This window comes from Marivirga aurantiaca (assembly GCF_016679925.1).
Classification (GTDB): Bacteria; Bacteroidota; Bacteroidia; order Cytophagales; family Cyclobacteriaceae; genus Marivirga; species Marivirga aurantiaca.
Genome location: NZ_JAEQBW010000001.1, coordinates 307,507 through 324,232 on the forward strand (window position 1 = coordinate 307,507; position 16,726 = coordinate 324,232).

Annotated in this window: 13 protein-coding genes; 9 read left to right on the plus strand and 4 right to left on the minus strand. The window is 36.3% G+C overall.

Annotation, left to right across the window (positions count from 1 at the left end; genetic code table 11):
• Positions 1 to 28: 28 nt before the first annotated feature.
• From JKA74_RS01325 to JKA74_RS01350, 6 genes are all read left to right on the plus strand, one after another.
• Positions 29 to 571, plus strand: coding sequence for a SiaB family protein kinase (locus JKA74_RS01325; protein ID WP_201429348.1), 543 nt, complete (start codon positions 29 to 31; stop codon positions 569 to 571).
• A gap of 35 nt (positions 572 to 606) precedes the next feature.
• Positions 607 to 969, plus strand: a complete 363-nt coding sequence (locus JKA74_RS01330) for a DUF1987 domain-containing protein (protein WP_201429349.1) — start codon at positions 607 to 609, stop codon at positions 967 to 969.
• 140 nt (positions 970 to 1,109) lie between these two features.
• The gene (locus tag JKA74_RS01335; protein WP_201429350.1) at positions 1,110 to 4,205 is read left to right on the plus strand and encodes an ATP-binding cassette domain-containing protein; all 3,096 of its coding nucleotides are present in this window, start codon (positions 1,110 to 1,112) and stop codon (positions 4,203 to 4,205) included.
• Between the two features lie 160 nt (positions 4,206 to 4,365).
• Positions 4,366 to 5,268, plus strand: coding sequence for a hypothetical protein (locus JKA74_RS01340; protein WP_201429351.1), 903 nt, complete (start codon positions 4,366 to 4,368; stop codon positions 5,266 to 5,268).
• 8 nt (positions 5,269 to 5,276) lie between these two features.
• Complete coding sequence (locus tag JKA74_RS01345; RefSeq protein ID WP_201429352.1) at positions 5,277 to 5,705, plus strand: hypothetical protein; 429 nt, start codon at positions 5,277 to 5,279, stop codon at positions 5,703 to 5,705.
• 233 nt (positions 5,706 to 5,938) lie between these two features.
• Entirely contained in the window at positions 5,939 to 6,571 is a 633-nt protein-coding gene (locus tag JKA74_RS01350; protein ID WP_201429353.1) for an alpha/beta hydrolase, read from the plus strand.
• Here the strand turns inward: JKA74_RS01350 and JKA74_RS01355 are convergent.
• On the minus strand, positions 6,566 to 7,333 hold the full coding sequence (locus tag JKA74_RS01355) for a polyprenol monophosphomannose synthase (RefSeq protein WP_201429354.1): 768 nt from the start codon (positions 7,331 to 7,333) through the stop codon (positions 6,566 to 6,568). The genes JKA74_RS01350 and JKA74_RS01355 overlap by 6 nt on opposite strands.
• A 70-nt stretch (positions 7,334 to 7,403) precedes the next feature.
• Here JKA74_RS01355 and JKA74_RS01360 point away from each other — a divergent pair, with 70 nt between their 5' ends.
• Entirely contained in the window at positions 7,404 to 7,913 is a 510-nt protein-coding gene (locus JKA74_RS01360; RefSeq protein WP_201429355.1) for a D-glycero-alpha-D-manno-heptose-1,7-bisphosphate 7-phosphatase, read from the plus strand.
• 390 nt (positions 7,914 to 8,303) lie between these two features.
• Here the strand turns inward: JKA74_RS01360 and purB are convergent, their stop codons facing one another.
• A complete protein-coding gene (gene purB, locus JKA74_RS01365; protein WP_201429356.1) occupies positions 8,304 to 9,647 on the minus strand; it encodes an adenylosuccinate lyase in 1,344 nt (447 codons plus the stop codon).
• Between the two features lie 66 nt (positions 9,648 to 9,713).
• A complete protein-coding gene (locus JKA74_RS01370; RefSeq protein WP_317193542.1) occupies positions 9,714 to 10,058 on the minus strand; it encodes a DUF3817 domain-containing protein in 345 nt (114 codons plus the stop codon).
• An 86-nt stretch (positions 10,059 to 10,144) separates the two neighbouring features.
• On the opposite strand from JKA74_RS01370, the gene JKA74_RS01375 reads away from it, so the two are divergent.
• On the plus strand, positions 10,145 to 10,540 hold the full coding sequence (locus JKA74_RS01375) for a DUF3127 domain-containing protein (RefSeq protein ID WP_201429357.1): 396 nt from the start codon (positions 10,145 to 10,147) through the stop codon (positions 10,538 to 10,540).
• A 154-nt stretch (positions 10,541 to 10,694) separates the two neighbouring features.
• Here the strand turns inward: JKA74_RS01375 and JKA74_RS01380 are convergent, their stop codons facing one another.
• A complete protein-coding gene (locus tag JKA74_RS01380) occupies positions 10,695 to 11,765 on the minus strand; it encodes an isoaspartyl peptidase/L-asparaginase family protein (RefSeq protein ID WP_201429358.1) in 1,071 nt (356 codons plus the stop codon).
• A gap of 144 nt (positions 11,766 to 11,909) precedes the next feature.
• On the opposite strand from JKA74_RS01380, the gene JKA74_RS01385 reads away from it, so the two are divergent.
• Positions 11,910 to 16,649, plus strand: a complete 4,740-nt coding sequence (locus JKA74_RS01385; RefSeq protein ID WP_201429359.1) for a tetratricopeptide repeat protein — start codon at positions 11,910 to 11,912, stop codon at positions 16,647 to 16,649.
• Positions 16,650 to 16,726: the final 77 nt, after the last annotated feature.

The following is a 16,726-nucleotide window of genomic DNA, read 5'->3' on the forward strand; positions in this document are numbered from 1 at the left end:
TAATGAAAAGCATATTAACCTAAAAAGCATGAAGTATATATATGATCTGCATAAGACCATGTTGTCCAGAAACCTGATTTTGGTTTATGAAGGAGAATTCACACAAGAGATTACCAAATCCGTTTTGGCCATGGCTGAGAGGAATATGGATTCTATGGGTGAAGAATCAAGCATCAAAAGGAAGGTTTTTAATGTAATGGTAGAATGTTTGCAAAATATTGTGAAACATTCAGATGATTTCAATCCTCTTTCTGCAAAAAGAAATGCAGCCATTTTTATCATTGGCAAAGAAGATGATCGCTATGTGGTAACTAGCGGCAACCCTGTGGACACAGATGCTGCCAATTCACTGAAAATAAGAATAGATGAAATCAATGGATTGGATAAAGAAGGTTTGAAAAAAATGTATAAGGACATTATTAAAACCAACCACTTGTCCAATAAAGGTGGCGCAGGTCTGGGATTTGTTGATATGGCAAGAAAATCAGGTCAGAAACTTGAATATGATTTTGAAGACATGGGAGAAGGATTTCATTTCTTTTCCATCACTACTACTATACTCCGATTTTGAGTAATTATCTTAACGTTTAAATTTTATTAAAGAATATGGAAATCATAAACTTAGAAGGAACAGAAGACACACCAAAAATATTATTGGATAAAGGAAATGGTATTTTCGAAATTTCCGGAAGGTCACTACCTGAGGATTCAGCAGAATTTTATCAACCAATATTGGATTGGATAAATGCTTACGGAGAAGATCCTAACCCGGAAACCTCATTTGTTTTTAAACTAGAATATTTTAATACTGCTTCCTCTAAATTAATACTTGATGTTTTGTCTGCATTAGAAGAGATAGATAATGTTACCATTAACTGGTACTTTCACGAAGACGATGAAGATATGGAAGAAGCAGGAGAAGAGTTTTCAGAATTGGTAGAAATACCTTTCGAATTTAATACGTACTGATGTAATCTTCATATATTCTGGTAGGCCATTGTTTTCATGGCCTATTACATTTGTTTTTACAACAGACAGCGTACAATTGAAATAGCTTAAGCAAATTTCTGAAGCCATTTCATAAAAAATTTAACTAACAGTTTTTTTCTATGAGTGAAGAAATACTCAAAGCTTTAACCCAACTTTTCGCAATCATCACTAAGCAAGATGGTGGTGTTACTGAAAAAGAAAGAAATTTCGTTATCAGTTTCTTCCAACAAGAACTTGACCAGGATTCAATAAAAGAATACCTGGAGCTTTATGATCAGTTTGCGGGCTATGGCGAGGATATAGATAAAGAGGAGGAAGATGAAGAAGGAGGTAAAACGAAGAAGAAGAAATTAACTTCTGTTCGTGACTCAGTTCGTACGCTTGCTATTTGCAAAAAAATCAATAAAACTCTTACTCAAAAGCAGAAAGTAGTTGTATTGATAAAACTGTTGGAGCTGGTTTCTTCAGACAATAATTTTACCCCTCAGCGGATGGAAATTATTGATACCGTTTCCACAGTTTTTAATATCATTAAAAACGAATTCAAGCTGATTGAGAGTTTTGTAATCAAGCAAAATTCAACTGAACTCAAAGAATTTGAGGAAATTCTGGCTGTTAGTGATGAAACCTCTATTGAACAAACTCTACACGTGCATGCCGATATAAAAGGAGAAATTCTGTTTATGTCGGTAAATAGCGTGGACATGTATTTTGTGAAATATACCGGGGGTGAGGAGATTAATTTGAATGGGTTCATTATGAAGCCTTTTCAGGTTTATTTATTCTCTCATGGTAGCACCATTAAAACCCCAAAAGGTGCCGCACTTTATTATTCTGACTTGATCAGACAGTTTTTGTCCGAGGAAGAAATAGTGAAGTTATCCTTCAATGCCGAAAATATTTATTTTAAGTTTCCAAATGGTGAAACGGGTTTGCGTAACGTAAATATATTTGAAGGCCCTGGTCAACTGGTCGGAATAATGGGAGCATCCGGTGCCGGGAAAACTACCTTATTAAATGTATTGGCAGGAATAGAAAAGCCATCGGAGGGCAAAATTCTTATTAATGGCTACGATTTAAATGCCGATCATGACGAACTACAGGGCATCATTGGCTATGTGGCGCAGGATGATTTATTAATTGAAGAATTAACAGTATACCAGAATCTTTATTATAATGCAAAGCTATGTTTTGCCCATTTAAATGAAGATGAAATCCACAAGCGGGTGATGGATACACTGGAAAGCCTGGGGCTTGATCAGCGTAAAGACTTGAAAGTGGGAAGTGTTTTGGATAAAACCATTTCCGGGGGGCAAAGAAAAAGACTTAATATAGCACTGGAACTTATAAGGGAACCGGCTGTTATGTTTGTTGATGAACCAACTTCCGGCCTCTCATCAAGAGATTCAGAGAATGTAATTGATTTATTAAAAGAACTTACCCTTAAAGGGAAGCTAATATTTGTAGTAATCCACCAGCCCTCTTCTGACATCTACAAGATGTTTGATAAAATGGTGATTATGGACACAGGGGGCTATCAGATATTCTACGGGCACCCCGTGGAGGCAGTCACATATTTTAAGAAAACGACTAACCAGGTAGACGCGGAAAGAGGTGTATGTCCTACCTGTGCAAACGTAAACCCTGAGCAAATATTTAATATAGTTGAAGCCAAAGTAGTAGATGAATACGGACAGCTTACCAGCAAAAGAAAAGTAAACCCAACCCAATGGAGAGAATTCTTCATGGAGAATTTCCAGCTTTCCAGGGTGGAAGATGTGAAGGAAGAGCCCCACTCTACCTTAAAGATACCCAATCGATTGAAACAATCAGTGATCTTTACAGTAAGGGATACTCTTTCCAAAATCAGCAATAAACAATACCTATTCATCAATTTACTTGAAGCCCCATTACTGGCTTTATTATTAGCATTCATTATCAAGTATAGAAGTGCACCAGGTGGAGAAGAGTATGTGTTCAGGTTCAATGAAAACCTTCCGGCTTTTCTGTTGATGAGTATTATTGTAGCCCTTTTTATGGGACTTACTGTGAGTGCTGAGGAGATTATACGAGATAGGAAAATACTGAAAAGAGAATCATTTCTTAACCTAAGCTGGAATAGTTATTTGCAGTCTAAACTGCTCATACTATTTACCCTGTCAGCCATTCAAACATTAACCTATGTGATAATAGGTGTATTGGTATTGGAAATCAAAGGGATGACATTTAGCATTTGGGCTGTATTGTTTTCTACCTCCTGCTTTGCTAACGTTTTAGGATTAAATGTTAGCTCTGCTTTTAAATCAGCAGTAACTGTTTACATACTTATTCCATTGTTGCTTATCCCTCAAATGATTTTGAGTGGCTTATTATTTAGTTTTGATAAACTGAACGACTTTGTAAGTACTAAAGGGAAAGTGCCCATTGTGGCGGATTTAATGGTTTCACGTTGGGCTTATGAGGCGATGACTGTCGATATTTTTAAGAACAACGACTATCAGGCACCTTTTTATGAAATTGAAGCAGTGGAGAAAATGGCTGATTTCAAATCCTCATTTAAAACAAAAAAAATAAGGGAAAAGCTTCGCTATGTAGAAAACAATCTGGATTCTAAACAAGAAAAAGATATCCAATCAGTGGACAATGCATTGCTAATAATCCGAAATTCAATTGAAAATGAAGAATTCAAAGGAAATCTTGAAGGGCAGGACATTGCAACTTTACTGAAAAGAGAGAATTTTAATGCTGAAACTATCCAAAAGATTGATACTTATGTAAATCTATTACGCGATCATTATCTCAATGAATTTAACTTAGCCATTAAAAAGAAAGAGACTCTGCAGTACTTTTTGGAAAACAACAAAGAGTATGATTTTAACCTGAATGAAGTGAAGAATGAATATTTTAACGAAAGTTTGTCTGATTTGGTACGAAATGTAACTGTTGCAGATCGGGTGATAGAATTTAAAGGAGAATTGGTTCAACAAATTGATCCTGTATTTCATAAACCTGTAAAGCCTGATAACCCACTTAATTACAGGACACATTTCTTTGCACCTGAAAAATACTTTGCCGGATTGTATGTAGATACTTTCTATTTTAATATTATTGTGATTTGGTTTATGTCATTATTGCTTTATATTACATTGTATTTTGAGCTATTCGGCAAAATGTTGGCCTATTTTAGTAGGTTTAGCTTTAAAAAGAAAGCTTAATATTACATGCTCTACGGATAAAAAAAAGAGATGTTAATATTGAGCTTATAATTTTTTAAGATAAAAGCTGTAGTTTTAGAAATAATATACTGAATTAAAAATTTGATAATTTGTAAAAAGTAAGGGAATTTCTATTTTTGTTATGGTAAAAATAAGTTTTATGAAAAACACACTCATTGGGTTCATTGGAATTATCTTCCTGTTTGCCTGTGATTCGAAGAAAAAACCTTCGGCTGATGAAATTTCCGGAGTCTTGGATTCAGTTAAAATTGAGGAACCTGCTATTTCTGAAGAGGTGATATCTGATATCATTCAGCAGATTCCATCACCTTTGGAAATATCTTCACTTTTAAAGGAAGCTGAAACCAAATATGATAAGAGTCATTTGAACGACCCTGAAAATATTTCTAATTATAATAGTAACTTTAAAAAGGCCCTGGCACTTGGGGTGTATGGAACAGATTTGGGGTACACCAATATCTACGGACAAAATCAGGATGCACTTTTCTATCTAAATGCAATCAAATCGTTAGCCGATGATTTAAGTATAGGACAGTTTTTTGATATCGGTACCATTAAGAGATTAGCAACCAACAGTAAGAATCTTGATTCTTTACTTTTGATTACCACTAAAAACTTCAACAGTATTAATGCCTACCTTCAAAGTCAAAAAAGGTCTAACTTAAGTGTACTGTTACTATCCGGAGGTTGGTTGGAAGCATTGTATATCGTATCCCAGGTATCGGAGAAAAACCCGAATAACCAGCAATTGAAGGAAACAATTGGAGAACAAAAAATCATCATGGATAATGTGGCTTTGTTATTGTCTTTTTATACGGATAACGATCCTAATATCAAGGACTTGGCAGAGCATTTTTCACAGTTGCAGGCCGAGTTTAACAAGATTGAAATAAAAACCGTTTATCGTGAGCCAACCTACGAAGTAGTAGATGGCATGCTTGTTGTAAAGGACAATAGTAGCAGTGAAATCATCATGACAGATGAAAACATTGACTCCATTAGAAAAATGGTTTACGAAATAAGAAATAAAATTATTAATTAAGAGCCTGTATGAAAAAGCTAATCTTTGCATTAGGAATAATATTCGTTACCTCATCGATCAATCAAGTAGTAGCTCAATGTAATACTGATCAATACATTGAAGCTTGCATTCCAAAGTTACAGGAAGGGTTTACTTTTTTGAAAAGTTACAACATAGACGGAGCTGGAGGTAGTAAAAATAAAGTTGAATATTCTTATGTTTTTACGAAAGGTGCCACCTACCAGATTTTAATTTGTAATGGGGGCCAAGGAACAGATGGTATAGTTTTAACACTATATGATTCAAACAGAAAACAAGTGGCTTCAACAAAATACGAAGGTTCTACGCTTTCTGCTATAGCATTTCCATGTCAGGTGACAGGGATATATTATATTACTTACACCTTTGAGAATAGTACAAACTATTGCGGTGGAAGTGTTTTAGGATTTAAAAGATAACATCCTATATCTTTAGATGTTGAAGAGCAGGTTCTATGAATCTGCTCTTTTTTATTGTTCATTTAGTAATATCTGATGCGTTAAAAGCTGCTGATTTATGGTAGTGCATTTTGCTATTGCGCTTATGAGACAAGTATATATGAGTCAGATCAGATGTGGTTTATTGTTTTCGCAATAAAATAATGTCATGTAAAATTCAATATCAGGCCTTTATCATAAACAAATTCAAAGAAATGAGGAAATCCGTCAAATTTTCATTCGAAGCTAACTATTATCAGTCCGGTACTATTTCGGAAGTTACAGAGGAAATGTGGTTTGTACTTCATGGATATGGTCAATTACCACAATATTTTTTGGAAAAATTCAGGTCAATTGCCAGTGATAAGCGTGTAATTATTGCACCTGGAGGATTGTCCCGTTTTTATCTGGAAGGTTTTTCCGGGAGGGTGGGCAGCACCTGGATGACCAGGGAAGAACGTGAGTTGGATATCAATAATTATGTAAATTATTTACATGCGGTGCTTGAGGATGTCTATTATGGTAATTCACAGTGTAAAATAACCTTATTAGGCTTTTCTCAGGGAGCTGCTACTGTTACCCGTTGGGTGCAAAACTTCAAGATCAATTTTGATAGACTAATACTATGGTCTGGAGCTTTTCCACATGATATGGAGATTCCTGAGATTAAAAAGAAACTTGAGAATAAAGAGGTATTGATGATAAGGGGTGATAAGGACTCTTTCATCAACGAGGAGAAACAATTGGAACAACAAAGGTTAATTAAGGATTTGGACATTAAAGTCTATCATAAAATATTTGCAGGAGGACATGATATTGATACTCCTACCTTGGAATCATTATTATGATTCCGATACTTTATGTACTTTGGTATCTTTTCTGTCGTATTTCTTGAATAAACTATTTAGTTTCATTTGAATTACTCCAAAGATTGCCTCTTTAAATATCCTTTTCGACATTTTGGATTTTCCACGGCTTCTGTCAGTAAAAATGATTGGCACTTCCTTTATTCCAAAGCCATATTTCCATGTAAGGAACTTCATTTCAATCTGAAAGGCATAACCGATAAATCGTATTTTATCCAAATCCAGGGTTTCCAAAACAGATCTATGGTAACAGATAAATCCCGCAGTGGCATCATATACAGGCAGGCCTGTAATGAATTTAACGTATTTACTGGCAAAATAGGACATTAAAACTCTGCCCATTGGCCAGTTCACGACATTTACGCCTGTTACATAGCGGGAACCAATTACCAACTGTATATTTTCATTTTCTTTGCAGGCTTTATATAGTTCAAGTAGGTCCAAAGGGTTGTGCGAAAAATCGGCATCCATCTCAAAGATGTATTCATAATTATGCTTCAAAGCATAATTAAAACCTGTAATATAAGCTGTTCCCAGACCCATTTTCCCTAATCTTTCTATGATAAACAGATTATCGGGAAACTCTTTCTGTAGTTTTTTTACTATTTCAGCAGTGCCATCAGGTGAATTGTCATCTATAATGAGTAAATCGAACTTTTTGGTCAATAGGAATATGGCGCGAATGATATCTTCTATATTTTCGCGTTCATTATAAGTAGGTATGATTACTAAACTATCATTCATATATTTAGATCAGCTTCAAAACTAAAAAATCTTTTTAGATATTGAATCTTAATTTTTCAAAAGTATTAAAATGAAATTAAAACCTTGCATATTTTTAGATAGAGATGGCGTAATCAATGAAGAACGGGGAGAATATACTTACAGATTGGAAGATTTCAGGATTCTACCAAAAGTAAAGGAGGCATTTGAGCTTTTAAAAGATGCTGGTTATTTATTAGTTGTCATTACTAATCAGGCAGGCATAGCCAAAGGGGTATATGGAGCTAATGATGTAATTCAATGCCATCAATATCTTCAAGAACGCACCGGTCATCTGATTGATGGGTTGTACTATGCACCTCAACACCCTACAGTTACGGAATCACTCCTAAGGAAACCTGACAGTCTGATGTTGGAAAAGGCTATTGTGAAATTTGGCATTGACCCATCTCAATCCTGGATGGTGGGAGACTCTGAAAGAGATTTAATTGCTGCCGGAAAAGTGGGTGTAAAGGGAATACTCATAACCGATCAATTAGGGCAGAGAAGCGATTTTGAGGCTGAGAATTTGTACGAGGCAGTTATTAAGTTTATTTTGTAGTGAGATCATCAAAAATACCACTCCTGCAATGAGATGCATCAGATGGTTCTATGAGATGGTAAACAACCGTCATAAGTCTGATGTGTATAACAAGTAATTCAAACAAACTTTATAAAAGATTTCCTACAACTCCTTTATGCCATCGAAGAGTTGAACCCCAACTATCCGTAGAGTTCCGCAGGGTTCTACGGATTAGTTAATAATTTAGAGTCATTGACTCGGTTTACACAGCTGTTTGTTTTAGTGTTTTATTTTTTTACATACCAAGGTTTGTGAGCTACAAAACTTGGTATATCAAATAGGCGTCAGACGGTTCTATGAGATGACAAAACAACCGTCAGAAGCCTGATAGATAATATATCTATAACCTCTGGACTTACTAGCTTTGATTTAAACCCCCGTATAATTAAATGGCGTAATATCCTTCAATTCATTTTTAATAGCATCGGTCACTTCTAAGCTGTTAATGAAATCGGAGATAGTGGAAGCAGTTATTTTCTCATTCTTTCTGGTAAGGGCTTTTAAAGCCTCATAAGGAGCAGGGTAGCCTTCCCTTCTCAATACTGTTTGAATTCCTTCCGCAACCACTGCCCAGTTCTCTGTCAGGTCATGTTCAATGGCACTAATATTCAGTTCCAGTTTATTGAGTCCTTTAATGATCGATTGGAAAGCAATCAATCCGTGGGCCAATGGTACACCAATATTTCTTAAAACAGTTGAGTCGGTCAAATCTCTTTGCAAACGTGAAATGGGTAACTTTGCAGATAAATGTTCGAACAAAGCATTGGCAATGCCTAGATTTCCTTCAGCATTTTCAAAATCAATAGGGTTTACTTTATGAGGCATAGCAGAAGAACCTACTTCGTCTTTGGCTATTTTTTGCTTAAAGTAATTCATGGAAACATACTGCCAAACGTCCCTGCATAAATCGACCAAAATAGTGTTTATTCTTTTATAGGAATCAAATCGGGCAGCTAAATGATCGTAATGTTCTATTTGGGTGGTTGGCTCACTACGTTTCAATCCTAAGTATTTCTTAGCAAAGGTGTTGCCAAATGCTTTCCAATCTATTTCTGGGTAAGCTACATGATGCGCATTGAAATTACCTGTTGCGCCACCAAATTTAGCAGCATGAGGTATAGCATCCTCTAATTTCAATTGTTCTTTTATTCTTACTAAAAAAACCTGCAATTCTTTTCCTAAGCGTGTAGGAGAGGCTGGTTGTCCATGGGTTTTAGCCAGCATTGGAATATTAGCCCATTCCTTTGCAAATTTATTCAACACTTCTGTTAATTCATCCAATAAAGGTAAATACACTTTCTTAATACAATCTTTGAGCATTAAAGGTGTGGCAGTATTGTTAATATCTTGCGAAGTAAGGCCGAAATGGATAAATTCCTTTTGTGCACCTACGCCTAAGTCCTCAAATTTTTGTTTTAGGAAATACTCCACTGCTTTTACATCATGGTTGGTTGTTCTTTCAATTCCTTTTATAAGCAGGGCATCTTCTTCAGAAAAATCAGTTGCGATTTCCCGGAATTTAGGAAATAAATTTTTATCAATCCCTGAAAGTTGTGGTAGCGGCAATTCACATAATGCTATGAAATATTCTATTTCAACATGTACTCGGTATCTGATGAGTGCCCATTCAGAAAAATAAGGAGCCAGCTCAATGGTTTTGTTTCTGTAACGACCGTCAATAGGAGAAATAGCACTTAATGTAGTTAATTCCATAAGATGATTTTTTAAAGGTGCAAAGATAAGGAAATTGGAGGATATGGGTAATTAGTCTGTTATTATCTATTGTTTAATTTCCATCATCTTAAACCATCTCCAATCAGCATAAAAAGTACCGAAAGGAATGAGAGATGCCAATAAGGCCATAAAAGTCATTTGTAATTTCCAGTTCATTTTAATAGCTACCTGTATCACTAACAAACAGTAAACGATAAATAATACGCCATGAATCATTCCTACTATATAATTGGGCGTAGGCATATCATGTAAATATTTAAGAGGCATGGTAACGCCCAAAGCTATATATGAAAGCCCTTCTAAAATGGCCATTATTCTTAATCTGCCGAGCGGAGTTTTAAATGTATATCCCATAACTGCAAAGAAAAGACCCAATGCTTCATAAAACAATTTTTATATGAATTTTAATAATCAGAATTAGGTCAAAGGGAAATAATTTAACAAATTTGTTTACTCAAAAAAATACTGATTGAAAAATGGAATTGACCGGAAAAGTAGTAGATGTACTGGAGGAAGAAAAAGGAACTAGCCGTAATGGCGAATGGCGTAAGCAAGGTTTTGTAATAGAAACACAGGAGCAATATCCCAAGAAAGTTTGTGCCGTGGCATGGGGAGATAAAATTGATACTTTTAATATTCAAAAAGGAGAAGAAATAACAGCAAAAATCAACATCGAAAGTCGTGAATATAATGGCAAATGGTATACAGATGTGAAGATTTGGGCGGTGGAAAGAGGCGGTGCGCAAGCTGCTCCTCAAAACAATAATAGCGGTGGTTCTGCTGCTTTTCAGTCAGAAGGCCCGCAAGGACAAGGTATGAGTGCTCCACAAGAAACACCACCTCCCAGTGAGGATGATGAATTGCCTTTTTAAAGTGAGTTGATATACATGATGAGTCCAAAGTTTATCTGAAAAAAAATTGAGAGTCGCTGTACTCATGAATTTGACATAAAAAAAGCCTCTTACATAATGTAGGAGGCTTTTTGAGTTTCATCTGAACTATATCATTGTATAGAATATAAAAGTATTATTCTTTCTCATCGGCATATATAAATACCTTTGCAGAACCAGCAGCATTCATATACCCTCTGTACATTCCTTCTGAATTAAAGGGCATACTAATGTTTCCCTGGCGATCCAGGGCAATCACACCACCGGAACCTCCAAAATCCACTAATTCTTCCATTACTACTTCGTTGGCTGATTCTTCTAAGCTCTTTTTTAAATACTTCATTTTGGCTGCAATGTCATAGGCCACTACACTTCGGATAAAATACTCACCATGACCTGTAGCTGATACCCCACAAGTAGCGTTGTCGGCATAAGTGCCTCCTCCAATAATGGGAACATCACCCACACGCCCGTATTTTTTGTTGGTCATGCCACCGGTAGAAGTACCTGCCGCTATATTTCCATCTTTATCCAATGCCACACAGCCTACAGTACCGAATTTACTATCTGGAAATTCTGCCATGGCTGCAGCCGTACCTTTTTCAGCTTCTCTTTCTTTTATTCTCTGCAAGGCATCATACCTGCTTTGCACGAAAAAATAAGAAGGATCCACTATTTCCAAGCCTTGCTCTTTTGCAAATTGCTCCGCTCCCGGGCCGGTCATCATTACATGCGGGCTTTTTTCCATTACTGCCAGGGCCGCTGAAATAGGGCTCTTAATATTGGTTACCCCTGCTACTGTTCCGGCATCTCTTGTTTTGCCTTGCATAACTGCAGCATCCATTTCATTTTTACCTTCACTGGTAAATACCGAACCTCTTCCCGCATTGAATAATGGAGATTCTTCCATAATTTGAATAGCAGCAATAATGGCACTCATGGCCGGTTCGCCTTTTTCTAATACTGCATATCCGGCTTCCAATGCCTCAGTAAGTTTTGCACGATAGGAGGAATCCTGCTCTTCAGTCATATTTTCTCTCCTGATTGTGCCTGCACCACCATGAATGACCAAAGTGATAGGTCCTTGTTTAATTTCTTTGGTATCTTTTTCAGTAGTTTTTACTGATTTTTCTTTTTCAGTCGGTTCGCAAGCAACACCTATAAAAAACAATGCTGCAATACATGTGGCTAAATAATATTTCTTCATAATTATTTTTTTGTAGAAAATTTAATCGGAAGTTACATAATATTGCTAATCAGAAAAATTATTAGTTGTAATTATAGCGGGGAATTTCTTCCATAAACGCCAAAAAATGAATAATTTTCCTACTATTATTTAAATCTTTGATTTATGCGTAAAATTTACTTTCTCCTTATAACCTGTTTTACTTTGTTATTTTCATATGACTCTGATGCACAGGTGCAAAATAGTTTATACTTTCTTCAAACTTATGATGCCTCCGGTAAAGTGGTGAAAAGTGGAACAGCCATCATTGCTGATCAACAAGGTTCAGGTATTGCTCATCAGAATATTTTTATAGGTGCATCCAGTGGTAAAGTTTTTACCATGGATAGCACCATGCATAATATTTCAACTATTAATGCGCATGATTTAGCAAGTGGCTTGGTAAAGTTTACTGTAGATAACAATCTCACAGTTAAATTTCAACCTGTTAAAGTAGGCTCGAAATCATTGAACAAAGAGGAAGCTGGCAATCTCCTATTTGCAACAGATATACAACAAGTAAAAGAAAGTGGCACTAAAACCAATCAATCAGTGAATGTTGAGGGATTTGGACAGATATATGTTATTCCTGATAATTTACAACAAGACGGTATTGGCTCAGTATTGGTAAAGAATGATGAGTTAATAGCGATTGCAGTGCCGGGTGTTGCCGGTGTAAATGGCACTTTTTTAATTGATGCCTCTAGGATTTCCCAGTTGCAAAACACTACCAGTGGGTTGTCCAATTTTGCAAAAGGCATAAAAGCAGATGGAAATATTTTGGCTGCTGTTAACTTTTATGCTAATGAAGATTGGCAAAAGGCGGCAGAATCTTTTTCAAGTTTTGCCCAGGTAAATAGCAAGGAAGCCTTTGCCTGGAAAATGGCTGGTTATGCAGTATTTGAATTGAAAGATTACGCCAGGAGTATTGAGCTTTTAAGTAAGGCACTTCAAATTAAAGCTGATCCACTGGCTTTCTCTACCAGGGCTTTTGCTTATTTTGAATTAAAGGATTATACAAAATCTATTAATGATTTTAGCCAGGGTACAGCAGCAAAGCGGGATGAAATAAGGTGGTATACCTCTAAAGGCATAGCTGAATATGAATTGGATCAGTTGGATCTGGCTATTCCTGATCTGCAGAAAGCTGTATCCTTACAGTCTGGTGATCCGCAAGTGGCTTATTATTTGGGGAATGCGCTTTTCAAACAGGAAAAATATACAGAAGCGATAAAAGCGTATGATGTAGCAGTAGAGCAAGAGATGAAGAATGAAGTGCTTTACAACAATAGAGGTAAGGCGAAATTTCATCTTAAGAATTACGATGGCGCCATTGAAGATTACACCCAATCTCTCAGTATTAAAGCTAATTATGATAAAGCATTGGAAAATCGTGGTGCCGCCAATTTCGAACTAAAGAAGTGGGATGAAGTCATCAAAGATTACCGAAAAGCAATCGAACTGGGCGTTACCGGCCAGCAAGTCTTCTATGATTTAGCTACTGCTTATAATAATAAAAATGAATACCCTAATGCAATAGAATTTTACAGTAAAGCCATATTGGCGGGATATAATGATGTGAAGGTATATGAATTGAGGGGAGCAGCTTATCTTACAGAAAAAAATTATCCAAAGGCAATTTCTGATTTTAAGGATGCTATTACTCGAGGAGCCAATGATGGTGGTATATATCAAAAGCTCGGAGAAGCAGAATACAAAAATAAAAGTTATGAATCTGCTGCTTCCAATCTGGAAAGAGCTGTTTCTTTTGGTATAAAAGATAGCGCTTTATTTACTTATGCCGCGGAAGCAAACCTGGCACTGGATAAAAAGGAAACTGCAATAGCTTATTACAAAAAAGCATTGGAAAGTGGGGTTACAGACCCTAAAATACTCACCAATTACGCGATCACATTATATGATTTAGGCAAGAAAGAAGAAGCGAAAGTTAATATTGAAAAAGCATTATCTGCAGGAGCTACTTCTACAAAGTTAGTATTGTTCAAAGGGTTGATTGCTGTAGAGGATAAGCAATGGGATGCTGCTATTGAATCATTACTCAAAGCAAGGGAGAAAGGTGAAAAAATACCCGCCCTCACAGCAGGTTTGGGTAAGGCTTATTATGCTAATAAGGATTATGGAAATGCCATTACAAATTTACAGGAAGCTATTAGGCAAGGAGAAAATGCTCCGGAAAATTATGAGAATTTGGGCTTGTCATATTTTGAGGAAAAGCAATATGCTGAGGCTTCAAAGTCATTGGGGGCTGCCGTTCAAGGAGGGATTAACACAGCAGCAGTGAACAGGGCACTTGGTATTTCATTATTTCACCAAAACAATTTTAAAGTAGCTGTAGATTATTTACAGAAAGCTGAAGAGTTAGGAGAGAAAAGTTTAGATATATATGAATTCAGGGGCTTGGCTAATTATGAGTTAAAACAAGCGGATCCCGCACTTCTTGATTTAACCAAAGCGACTGAGCTGAGTTCGCAAAATTCTAAAGTTTATTACTACAAGGGAAATCTCTTATTCAAAAATGAGAATTTTGGAAATGCTATCTCTGCCTATGATAAATCCATACAATTGGGAGCGGATGAGGCTGTGATCTATAACAATCGAGGAAAAGCAAAGTTTAATCAAAAGCAGGTTGCTGAAGCAATTAAAGATTATAACCTGGCATTGGAAAAGGATCCTGCTTATGCTCAGGCACTGTTGAACAGAGGAACTGCCTTTTATGATCAGAAAAATTATTCTTCCGCTATTACAGATTTGGAGAAAGCCGAACCTAAAAATGCACCGATTACTGAAATGCTGGCCTTAGCTTATTACCAAACAGAAACCTGGGATAAGGCACTTCAAAACATGGAAGAGTCAATTCGACTGGGAGTCAACAATCCACAACTTTATTTTTATAAAGCCAATATCCTTTATGATAAAAAGGAATTCAGACAGGCAATAGCGGATTACCAAAAAGCGGAGACTGCAGGAATTACGGAGAAGCAATTATTTGCTAACAAAGGGAATGCCTTTTTTGAATTGAAGAACTATTCCGAGGCTGCAGCCAGTCTATTAAAAGCTGTTCAAGAGGGTGCTAATGATCCTGTTGTTATAGAAAATTTAGGAAATTCGCTTTATGAAGGGAAAAAGTATGAAGAGGCTGCTGAATACTTAAAGAAAGCCACTTTAGCGGGTAGTCAAAATCCTGAAACCTTCTACAATTATGGCAATACGCTTTTTCGACAAGATAATTTCAACGCAGCAATCAATGCTTATGACAAAGCAATTGAATTAGGCAGGACGGATGAAGTTATCTATAATAACAGAGGTAAAGCAAAAGCACTTACAGATGAACTAGAAGCGGCTATAGCTGATTATAACAAATCCATTGAAATAAAAGCTGATTATGGACAGGCATTATTGAACAGGGCAAATGCCTTTTACAGTTTGAAGAACTATGAAAAAGCCATCAAAGATTATGATCAGGTGGTTTTATTGAATATTACAGATGATAACACATTCCTTAATTTGGGCTTGAGTCATTATAATCTTAAAAATTACGAGTTAACTATTGAAACCCTAAGCCAGGCTTACCAAAGAGGTAATCAATCTGCGGAATTGTTTTACGGAAGGGGCAACTCTTATTTTGTTTTGGGTGAAATGGAGTTGGCATATGCTGATTTAAACCAGGCAGTTGCAAAGGGAGATCAACATGCAGAAACCTACAAAAACAGAGGATCCATTTTATTTGTCAAAGGAGAATACGAAACTTCTATAACCGATTTTAATAAAGCAGAAGAATTAGGGGTTAAAGACGCTGATTTACTTTATAAAAGAGGGGTAGCACATTATGAAACCAAAAATTGGAACAAAGCACTTGCCGACTTTGATAGAGCCATTGAATCGGATAGCAAATTGTACGAAGCATATGCCTTGAGAGGAAATACTAAATTCCGTCTGGAGGATTATAAAGGGGCTATTAATGATTACAACAGTGCTATCTCTGGGGGGATAGAAGAGGCTATCTATTACAATAATAGAGGTAAGGCAAAGCAACTAACTGGTAGCTTGTCACCCGCCATTGAAGATTATAATAAAGCGATTGAGTTGGATGGTGATTATTCGAAAGCTTATGAGAACAGAGCCATTGCTTTTTATGAAACTGAAAATTATGAGGGAGTGATTGCTGATGTGGAGCAAATTGAACAGTTGGGAGAGGCAAATGCAGGATTATATTTATTAAAAGCGGAGTCGTTTTACATTTTGGAAGAATGGCCTGGAGTTATATCTTATTTCGAGAAAGCTATTCAGGGAGGAGCTGCTAAATCAGACTCTTATTTCAAAAGAGGTCGTGCCTACCTGGAAGTTCAGGATTATAGTACCGCACTATCTGATTTCAACCAGGCTGCGGAAAATGAGCCGAATAGCCCTGCAATATTTTCTTATCGCGCCCAATGCTATATTTATTTAGGTAATCCGCGTTCCGCATTGGATGATTATTCCAAGGCAATTATCTTAAACCCAACAAGTACAGATGCTTATAATAACAGGGCGGTACTTAAAGAGGAACTGGAAGACTGGGAAGGAGCATTGCAGGATTATGATAAAATTATTCAGCTGGATGCAAGCGATGCTGCTATTTATTATTACCGTGGAAATGTAAAATCCATTTTAGAGAACTATTCTACAGCAATAAAGGATTTGGACAAGGCGATAGAACTGGATAATTCCAAATCGGCTTATTTCAAATTACGTGGAAATATAAAATATCAGATGGAGGAGGACGAGGGAGCTTGTAAGGACTGGGCACAAGCAAAAAGTATGGGAGATAAAAGTGTTGATTTTTATATTAATCAATATTGTAAATGATTGTAGAACATCTTGGGGAGCAAAAGAAAAACAGATACTATTAGAAATGGTTATTGAGAATTCGCCATTCGCGATGT

What these genes read in the sequence shown, in the direction of transcription:
- JKA74_RS01380 (WP_201429358.1), bottom strand. Translation starts at nt 11,765, where the DNA reads ATGAAGAAATATTATTTAGCCACATGTATTGCAGCATTGTTTTTTATA.
- JKA74_RS01360 (WP_201429355.1), top strand. Translation starts at nt 7,404, where the DNA reads ATGAAATTAAAACCTTGCATATTTTTAGATAGAGATGGCGTAATCAAT.
- JKA74_RS01340 (WP_201429351.1), top strand. Translation starts at nt 4,366, where the DNA reads ATGAAAAACACACTCATTGGGTTCATTGGAATTATCTTCCTGTTTGCC.
- JKA74_RS01345 (WP_201429352.1), top strand. Translation starts at nt 5,277, where the DNA reads ATGAAAAAGCTAATCTTTGCATTAGGAATAATATTCGTTACCTCATCG.
- JKA74_RS01375 (WP_201429357.1), top strand. Translation starts at nt 10,145, where the DNA reads ATGGAATTGACCGGAAAAGTAGTAGATGTACTGGAGGAAGAAAAAGGA.
- JKA74_RS01385 (WP_201429359.1), top strand. Translation starts at nt 11,910, where the DNA reads ATGCGTAAAATTTACTTTCTCCTTATAACCTGTTTTACTTTGTTATTT.
- purB (WP_201429356.1), bottom strand. Translation starts at nt 9,647, where the DNA reads ATGGAATTAACTACATTAAGTGCTATTTCTCCTATTGACGGTCGTTAC.
- JKA74_RS01355 (WP_201429354.1), bottom strand. Translation starts at nt 7,333, where the DNA reads ATGAATGATAGTTTAGTAATCATACCTACTTATAATGAACGCGAAAAT.
- JKA74_RS01335 (WP_201429350.1), top strand. Translation starts at nt 1,110, where the DNA reads ATGAGTGAAGAAATACTCAAAGCTTTAACCCAACTTTTCGCAATCATC.
- JKA74_RS01330 (WP_201429349.1), top strand. Translation starts at nt 607, where the DNA reads ATGGAAATCATAAACTTAGAAGGAACAGAAGACACACCAAAAATATTA.
- JKA74_RS01325 (WP_201429348.1), top strand. Translation starts at nt 29, where the DNA reads ATGAAGTATATATATGATCTGCATAAGACCATGTTGTCCAGAAACCTG.
- JKA74_RS01350 (WP_201429353.1), top strand. Translation starts at nt 5,939, where the DNA reads ATGAGGAAATCCGTCAAATTTTCATTCGAAGCTAACTATTATCAGTCC.